Genomic DNA, 8420 nt, shown 5'->3' with positions numbered 1-8420 from the left:
CCAGGCCGCGCCAGCCCGCATGCGCGGCGCCGACGGCGCGGCCCTGCGTGTCGCACAGCAGCACGGGCAGGCAATCCGCGACCATCACGACGCAGACGGCGCCGGCACGGTCGGTGACACTCGCGTCGGCCTGCACCGGCGCGAGCGCCGCGGGTGCCGCCGCGATCACCTCGTCCGCGCGCACGATCTGCGCGCCGTGAACCTGCTCGAGCCAAGCGGCGCTCGACTGGCCAGCCAGCGCGAGCAGGCGCGCGCGATTCCCGGCGACATGAGCCGGATCGTCACCGGTGTGCAGGCCGAGATTCATCCCGCCCGGCAGAGCTTCCGCGCCCTGCCAGCGCCCATACGGGCCTTCGCTCACCCCGCCGTCGCGCGTCGTGATCAGCGCGCGCACGCGCGGCGACACCTGCCAGTCGGGCTGTACGCAGTCCTGCCACGTCAACGGCGCCAGGTTCGTCATCGGCACTCACTCCTCCTCGTCGTCCAGGTACGGCTCATCGTCGTGATACTCGCCGCCGAAATCGTCATCGTCGTAGACACCGTCATCGTCGTCGAATTCCTCGTCGCCCTGCCCGAAGCCGAGCGCCGCGACGAGGGCGTTCATGTCGTCCGGCAGCGGGCAGCGCCACTGCATCGCCTTGCCCGTGACCGGGTGCACGAGACCGAGCCGCCATGCATGCAGCGCCTGTCGTGCGAAACCGTCCGGCAATGGCGCGACCGAGCGCTTGCCGCGCGCGCGCCCGTACACGGGGTCACCGAGCAGCGGGTGCCCGGCGTGCGCGCAGTGCACGCGGATCTGGTGCGTGCGGCCGGTCTCGAGATCGCACTGGATCGCCGAAACCGGCTGACGTTGCCACAGGCATGTGTCAACCGTGCGGAAATGCGTGCGCGCGGGCTTGCCCGACGCGCCGGTGACGACGGCCATGCGCGTGCGTTCGCGCGGATCGCGGCCGATCGGCGCATCGATCGTGCCCTCCTCGGGCATCGTGCCCCACACGAGCGCGAAATAGCGGCGCTTCACCGTGCGGGCCTGCAACTGGCGCACGAGGTCCGTCTGCGCGGCCAGCGTACGCGCCACCACCATCAGGCCCGACGTCTCCTTGTCGAGCCGGTGGACGATCCCCGCGCGCGGCAGGCCGGCCGCCGCGTCGCCATAGCGATGCAGCAGCCCGTTGAGGATCGTGCCGCTCCAGTTGCCGGCGGCCGGATGCACGACGAGGCCGGCCGGCTTGTTGATGACGACGAGCGCGTCGTCCTCGTAGATCACGTCGAGCGGCACCGGTTCCGGCGTAAAGGCGAGCTGCTCGGGGAGCAGGTCGGGCACGAGCTCGATCTTGGCGCCGAGCGGCACCGGCTGGCGGATCTTCGCCGGTGCGCCGTCGACGAGCACGCGCTGCGCCTCGATCCAGCTCTGCAGGCGGCTGCGCGAGAATTCAGGGAACAGTTGGGCGAGCGCCTTGTCGAGGCGCTCACCCGCGAGCGACAGCGGCACTTCGACGACGCGCGGCGCGTCGTCGGCCACCGCGGACGGCACGACGGGCGCCTGCATGGCGTCGCCGGCCAGATCGTCATCGAGGGAATCCCCCGACGCAGCGTCGGCGGGCCGATCGCTTGGGCTATAATCTTCGCGATTTGGTGTGCCCGGCTGGGCATTCTGCGAACTTGAACGGGTCATTTAGACTGGGTCACCGAGACTTGAAGCTAGGACATGCGAGCATGATGAATTCGACCAAACGCACGGCCAGAACCGTCGCCGCCCGGGCTGCGGCGGTAGCGGCCGCGGCCCTCATCGCCGGCTGCCACGGCTTGCCGCAGAAGCAGGACGAGACGGCTACCTGGTCGAACAACAAATTATACTCAGAGGCCCAGGACGCACTGTCCGGCGGCGACTGGGGCAAGTGCGCGAAATATTTCGAATCGCTGCAAGGTCGCGATCCGTTCGGCCACTTCGCACAACAGGCGCAGATCAACGTTGCGTACTGCAACTGGAAGGACAACGAAGCGGCCGCCGCCGACCAGGCCGTCGATCGCTTCATCCAGCTCCACCCCGATCATCCGGATATCCCTTACGCGTACTACCTGAAGGGGATGATCCACTTCAACGACGATCTCGGCCTGTTCGGCCGGTTCTCCGGCCAGGACATGAGCGAGCGCGATCCGCAGGCACTGCGTGAATCGTACGATGCGTTCAAGGTCGTCGTCGACCGCTTCCCGAAGAGCAAGTACGCGCCCGACGCCGCCGCGCGGATGCGCTACATCGTCAACGCGCTCGCGTCGCACGAAGTGCACGCGGCCGACTACTACTACCGGCGTGGCGCCTACGTCGCGGCCATCAACCGTGCGCAGCTCGCGATCAAGGACTACAAGGGCGCCCCGGCGATCGAGGACGCGCTGCACATCATGATCCTGTCGTACGGCAAGCTGAACCAGCCGCAACTCGCCGAGGACACGAAGCGCGTGCTCGCAGGCACGTTCCCCGACAGCCCGTACGTCACGGGCCACTCGCGCCCCGGCGCGAAGAAGTCGTGGTGGCAGTTCTGACGAAAGCACCATGCAGCGCCCGCTGCACGAACAAAAAACCCGGCCATCGAGCCGGGTTTTTTATTGGCGCCGCGCTCAGGCAGCGTCGGTGCGAGCGCGCGGCGAGCGCCGCGCGCATCGTCACGTGCGCTTTGCGGAACGGTGCTCGTCGAAGAAGTCCTGGACGACCGCGATCTCGCGAGTCCGCTTGAACGGCGGCAGGCTCTGCCAGATCCGGCGCCCGTAGGGCTTGTCGACGAGCCGCGTGTCGCAGATCATCAGCACGCCGCGATCCGTCTCCGCCCGAATCAGCCGGCCCGCGCCCTGCTTCAGCGTGATCACGGCCTGCGGCAACTGGTGCACGGCGAACGGGCTCAGCCCCTTCTTCGTCAGCGCATCGAGGCGCGCGGCGAGCACCGGATCGTCCGGCGGCGCGAACGGCAGCTTGTCGATCACGACGAGCGACAGCGCATCGCCGCGCACGTCGACGCCTTCCCAGAAACTCTGGCTGCCGACCAGGATCGCATTGCCGTATGCACGGAAACGGTCCAGCAGTTCAGTACGGCTCGCATCGCCCTGCACGAGCAACGGAGTGTTCCAGCCGCGCGATTCGATCACGTCGCGCAGCTTCGACGCGATCCGGTCGACCGCGCGCAGCGTCGTGCACAGCATGAACACGCCGCCACCGGACGCCTCGATCGCCGGCAGCGCGGCGTCGAAGACGGCATCGGTAAACGCCGGCGAAGACGGTTGCGGCAGGTTGCGCGGCACGTACAGCAGCCCTTGCGACTGGTAGTCGAACGGGCTCGCGAGCGTCATCGAGCGGCGCGAGCTGAGGCCCATCTGTGCCGCGTAGTGCGTGAAATCTCCGCGCACCGACAGCGTGGCCGATGTGAACACCCATGCACGCGGCACACCCGCGCGCTGCTTGGCAAAAATCGGCGCGACCGACAACGGCGTTTCGTGCAGCTGGACCGTATGCGCGAACACTTCGACCCAGCGCACCTTCTCGTTCGGATCGCCGTCGGATGCCGCCTTGTCGCCGGCCGCTGCCGCGTCGGCCTTCGCGGCCGCTTCCGTCGCGCCGGGCGCGACCCAGCCGGCCAGCAGGTCCTGCAGTTCGCGTGCGCGCCGCAGGCACGCGCCGAGCGATTCCGCCCGTTCGGCCTGGCTGGCAAGCGCCGACGCAAGCGCGTCGAGCGCGGCCTCGAGCGCGTCGAGCGCGCCGAACATCGGGTGATCGTCGCCGAGCTGGGCGAGCGACATCCGGACGATCTGGTCGTTCGCGAACGCCAGACGCAAATCGCGTGCCGCGCGCTCGAGATCGCCGCCGAGCTTCACCCATTCGACCGCGTCGCGTGCATGGCTCAGGCCTTCAGCTACCGTGTCGCGTGCGAGTTCGAGAATCTGCGTCGTCGACAGCGTCTCGCCGAAGAACAGCGTCGCCGTTTCCGGCAACTGGTGCGCTTCGTCGAAGATGACCGTGTTCGCGTTCGGCAGCAGCTCGGCCATCCCCGTGTCGCGCAGCATGATGTCCGCGAAGAACAGGTGGTGGTTGACGACGACGACGTCGGCCTGCTGCGCCTCGCGCCGCGCCTGCATCACGAAGCATTCCTTGTAGTGCGGGCATTCCTGGCCAAGGCAGTTGTCGCGCGTCGACGTGACCATCGACCAGACGGGCGCCGTTTCCGGCACGCTCGCGAGCTCGGCCTTGTCGCCGCTCTTCGTGATCTTCGCGAAACGGACGATTTCCTGCAGGTAGGCCGTATCCTGCCGCGACGGCAGCCGGCCGTTGTCGGCCGTGCGTTGCAGGTAGTAGTGGCACAGGTAGTTTGCGCGCCCCTTGAGCATCGCGACCGACACCGGCACCGCCAGCGCGTTGCGCACGGTCGGGATGTCGCGCTGGAACAGCTGGTCCTGCAGGTGTTTCGTGCCGGTCGACACGATCACCTTGCCGCCCCACAGCATCGCGGGCACGAGGTACGCATAGGTCTTGCCCGTCCCGGTGCCGGCCTCGACGATCAGCGTGTTGTCCCCGGCATCGCTGTCGGGCTCGGCTGCGGCGGCGTCCGCGCCCGTCTCGGCCGCCTTGTCGCCGTCGCCGAGGCGACGCGCTGGCCGCTTGCGGGTTTCGAAGATCTCGGGCTCGGGCATCCGGCGAGCGGACGCTTCCATCGCGGACGCGACGGCGCGCGCCATCTCGATCTGCGATGTACGCGGCCGATAGCCGTCGAGCGCGCGCGCCAGCAATCCGCCCTCGCCGAAAATCGTGTCGAGTTCGTCGACGCGCTTGCGGCTCAGTTCAAAGGTGCCTTCGGGCGCACGAGCGCGCCCGGCGGACGACACGTCGTGCCGGGCATCGGGGGTGGCTTCAAGCGGTGAATTCAAGGCAAGCGTTCCTGTGTCCAGCGCCCGGGCGGCGCCGGCGCTTGCCAGGCCGCGCTCAGGCGCGCTTATCCGGTTCCAGCTGCGATTGCAGCAAAATGATTTTGTCCTTGGCCGCCAGCTTTTCCTTCTTCAGCCGGTGCAGCGTGATGTCGTCGATGTCGGAGTGCCCTTCCTTCAGCTCGATCTCCCGAGCGAGCTGCTGGTGCTGCTCCTGCAATGCAGCCAAACGGTTGTGCAATTCCTGCTGCTGTTCCGTGTGACGGTTTTGCATGTTTGCCTCCTCATCGAAGCAGCGCGCCGGCTGGCGTGCCAGCGCGCACGAGACTGATTCCGGATCAATCCAACACGTTACTGCCCCTGCTGTTGCTTCTGCTGCGCCTTTTCGGTCGCTTCCTTCTGACGCCGCTCGACGTCGGCCTTGTGCTGCGCGGCTTCCTTCTGCTTCTGCTCGTAGCGTGCGGCGTTGTCCGCCCGCTCCTGCGCCTTCTGCGCGGCCTGCTGGTGCGCCTGGTCGAGCTTGCGCTGGAAGTCGCCCTGCTTCTGGTCGTACGCCTGCTTGTTCGCCGCGCGCTGCGGCCCTTCCGCGCCGCGCTGCGCCTGCTTCAGCGCATTCTGCTCCTGCTTGTCGCGGAACGCAGCGGCGTTTGCCGCGTCGTTCGCCGCGCGCTGCGGCGCTTCCGCCGCGTCCTGCGCCTGCTTCAGCGCCTGCTGCTGGTCGCGCTGCTGCGCGCGCACCGCCCGCTGCTCGTCGTTGAGCGCGAGCTGCTCCTGGCGGATGCTCGCCCGCTCGTCGCGCATCTGGTCACGCGCCTTGCCGAGACAGTGATTGACGAAGAACTTGCTGTAGCAATCGTGCTCGGCCACCGCATAACGATAATCGTTTTCCGCGGAGCGTTGATTGAGCACTTTTTGACGGGCGTCGAAATCCGGTGCGGCCGCGGCCGTCACAGGTGCGGCCGCGGTGGCGGCCGGCGCGATGGCGCCCGAAGCTTGCGCGAACGCGCTGGAAGGCCCGGCAGACAAAGCCGCGGCGAGCGCTGCGCCGAGCGCGACGAGAGAAATTCGGGAAGTTGGCAACGTCGTAGGAAAGCTGCGGGACATGTGTCAAATTCTATCACCCCCGGCTGGACGCTCCGCCATTTATGGCAAAATGCCCCGCTTCACTCACCCGCGGCATCTGGCCCGTCGGGCCCGCCACGCAGCCCGCCGCTTCGGGCCTGCCGGCCCGCGCCGCGATTTCAGCAGGCAGATCATCCACGACATGACGGAAACCGTAGCACTCAAGATCGTACAGCGCATCGCCACCGAACTGTCCGTCCAGCCGCGCCAGGTCGCGGCGGCCGTGCAACTCCTCGACGAAGGCTCGACCGTTCCGTTCATTGCCCGGTACCGCAAGGAAGTGACCGGCAACCTGGACGACACGCAGTTGCGCCAGCTCGAGGAACGCCTCCTGTATCTGCGCGAGCTCGAGGACCGCCGCGCGGCGATCCTGTCGAGCATCGACGAACAGGGCAAGCTGACCGACGAGCTGCGCGCCGCGATCGACGCGGCCGACAGCAAGCAGGTGCTCGAAGACCTTTATCTGCCGTACAAGCCGAAGCGCCGTACCCGTGCACAGATCGCCCGCGAGGCCGGCCTCGAGCCGCTCGCGCAGGCCCTGCTCGCGAACCCGCTGCTCGACCCGCAGGCCGAGGCGGCCGCCTACGTCGACGCCGACAAGGGCGTTGCCGACGTGAAGGCCGCGCTCGACGGCGCGCGCGACATCCTGTCCGAACAGTTCGGCGAAACGGCCGAGCTGCTCGGCAAGCTGCGCGATTACCTGCACAGCCAGGGCGTCGTGTCGTCGGCCGTCGTCGAGGGCAAGGAAAACGAGGAAGGCGAGAAATTCCGCGACTATTACGACTACGCGGAAACGATCAGGACCGTGCCGTCGCACCGCGCCCTCGCACTGTTCCGCGGCCGCAACGCGGGCGTGCTGACGATCAAGCTCGGCCTCGGCGAAGAGCTCGACGCCCAGGTGCCGCATCCCGGCGAGGCGATGATCGCGCGCCATTTCGGCATCGCGAACCAGAACCGTCCGGCCGACAAATGGCTGTCCGACGTATGCCGCTGGTGCTGGCGCGTGAAGGTGCAGCCGCACATCGAGAACGAACTCCTCACGCAGCTGCGCGAAACGGCCGAAACCGAAGCGATCCGCGTGTTCGCGCGCAACCTGAACGACCTGCTGCTGGCCGCGCCGGCCGGCCCGAAGGCCGTGATCGGTCTCGACCCCGGCCTGCGCACGGGCGTGAAGGTCGCGGTCGTCGACCGCACCGGCAAGGTGCTCGCGACCGATACGATCTACCCGCACGAGCCGCGCCGCGACTGGGACGGCTCGATCGCGAAACTCGCGCGCCTCGCCGCGCAGACGCAGGCCGAGCTGATCAGCATCGGCAACGGCACCGCATCGCGCGAAACCGACAAGCTCGCGAGCGAGCTGATCGCGAAACACCCGGAGCTGCGCCTGCAGAAAATCGTCGTGTCGGAAGCCGGCGCGTCGGTCTACTCGGCGTCCGAACTCGCGGCGAAGGAATTCCCCGACATGGACGTGTCGCTGCGCGGCGCCGTGTCGATCGCACGCCGCCTGCAGGATCCGCTCGCCGAACTCGTGAAGATCGAGCCGAAGGCGATCGGCGTCGGCCAGTACCAGCACGACGTGAACCAGCGCGAACTCGCCCGCTCGCTCGACGCGGTCGTCGAGGATTGCGTGAACGCGGTCGGCGTCGACGCGAACACCGCGTCGGCCGCTCTGCTGGCGCGCGTGTCGGGCCTGAACGCGACGCTCGCGCGCAACATCGTCGACTACCGCGACGCAAACGGCCCGTTCCCGTCGCGCGAGCACCTGCGCAAGGTCCCGCGCCTCGGCGACAAGACCTTCGAACAGGCCGCCGGCTTCCTGCGCATCAACGGCGGCGAGAATCCGCTCGACCGCTCGTCGGTGCACCCGGAAGCGTATCCGGTCGTCGAGCGGATGCTCGCGAAGATCAGCAAGCGCATCGACGACGTGCTCGGCAACCGCGAAGCGCTGTCGGGCCTGTCCCCGACGGAATTTGTTGACGAGCGTTTCGGCCTGCCGACCGTGCGCGACATCCTGTCCGAACTGGAGAAACCGGGCCGCGATCCGCGTCCGGAGTTCAAGACCGCGACGTTCCGCGAAGGCGTCGAGAAGGTGTCGGATCTCGTGCCGGGCATGACGCTCGAAGGCGTCGTGACGAACGTCGCCGCGTTCGGCGCGTTCGTGGATATCGGCGTTCACCAGGACGGGCTGGTCCACGTGTCCGCGATGTCGACGAAGTTCATCAAGGACCCGCACGAAGTCGTGAAGGCCGGCCAGGTCGTCAAGGTGAAGGTGCTCGACGTCGACGTGAAACGCCAGCGGATTGCGCTGACGATGCGCCTCGACGACGAGGCAGCAGCGCCCGGCACGCCGTCGCGCGGCGGCCAGGATCGCGGCAACGCGGGGCGCGGCGCCG

Annotated in this window: 7 protein-coding genes; 2 read left to right on the top strand and 5 right to left on the bottom strand. The window is 68.0% G+C overall.

The features are described 5' to 3' along the window. A partial coding sequence (locus DPV74_RS36380) for a polyphenol oxidase family protein (RefSeq protein ID WP_205571971.1) occupies positions 1-460 on the bottom strand: 460 nt, incomplete at its 3' end. Positions 461-466: 6 nt separating this feature from the next. Next, positions 467-1675 carry an RluA family pseudouridine synthase gene (locus tag DPV74_RS36375; RefSeq protein WP_119338943.1) on the bottom strand — a complete coding sequence of 403 codons (1209 nt, stop codon included), beginning with the start codon at positions 1673-1675 and terminating at the stop codon, positions 467-469. Between the two features lie 41 nt (positions 1676-1716). Between DPV74_RS36375 and DPV74_RS36370 the strand changes: the two genes are divergently transcribed. Continuing rightward, positions 1717-2541: an outer membrane protein assembly factor BamD gene (locus DPV74_RS36370; RefSeq protein ID WP_021163132.1), complete on the top strand. Its 825-nt coding sequence runs from the start codon at positions 1717-1719 to the stop codon at positions 2539-2541. Between the two features lie 120 nt (positions 2542-2661). Here the strand turns inward: DPV74_RS36370 and DPV74_RS36365 are convergent, their stop codons facing one another. The 3 genes from DPV74_RS36365 to DPV74_RS36355 form a co-directional block, all read right to left on the bottom strand. Next, positions 2662-4908 (bottom strand): ATP-dependent DNA helicase, encoded by a 2247-nt coding sequence (locus DPV74_RS36365; RefSeq protein WP_119338942.1) that lies wholly within the window; start codon positions 4906-4908, stop codon positions 2662-2664. A 55-nt stretch (positions 4909-4963) separates the two neighbouring features. Continuing rightward, the gene (locus DPV74_RS36360; protein WP_006478692.1) at positions 4964-5179 is read right to left on the bottom strand and encodes a YdcH family protein; all 216 of its coding nucleotides are present in this window, start codon (positions 5177-5179) and stop codon (positions 4964-4966) included. A gap of 77 nt (positions 5180-5256) precedes the next feature. Then, on the bottom strand, positions 5257-6009 hold the full coding sequence (locus tag DPV74_RS36355) for a hypothetical protein (RefSeq protein ID WP_119338941.1): 753 nt from the start codon (positions 6007-6009) through the stop codon (positions 5257-5259). Positions 6010-6169: 160 nt separating this feature from the next. On the opposite strand from DPV74_RS36355, the gene DPV74_RS36350 reads away from it, so the two are divergent. Next, positions 6170-8420, top strand: a 2251-nt coding sequence (locus DPV74_RS36350) for a Tex family protein (RefSeq protein ID WP_162923241.1), incomplete at its 3' end; no start/stop codon positions are given.

The sequence above is a fragment of the Burkholderia sp. HAN2018 genome, assembly GCF_024704855.1.
Classification (GTDB): Bacteria; Pseudomonadota; Gammaproteobacteria; order Burkholderiales; family Burkholderiaceae; genus Burkholderia; species Burkholderia cepacia.
Note: the sequence above shows the minus strand (reverse complement) of the source record. Positions and strands in the feature narration are given on the sequence as shown.

What these genes read in the sequence shown, in the direction of transcription:
- DPV74_RS36375 (WP_119338943.1), bottom strand. Translation starts at nt 1,675, where the DNA reads ATGACCCGTTCAAGTTCGCAGAATGCCCAGCCGGGCACACCAAATCGC.
- DPV74_RS36355 (WP_119338941.1), bottom strand. Translation starts at nt 6,009, where the DNA reads ATGTCCCGCAGCTTTCCTACGACGTTGCCAACTTCCCGAATTTCTCTC.
- DPV74_RS36360 (WP_006478692.1), bottom strand. Translation starts at nt 5,179, where the DNA reads ATGCAAAACCGTCACACGGAACAGCAGCAGGAATTGCACAACCGTTTG.
- DPV74_RS36370 (WP_021163132.1), top strand. Translation starts at nt 1,717, where the DNA reads ATGATGAATTCGACCAAACGCACGGCCAGAACCGTCGCCGCCCGGGCT.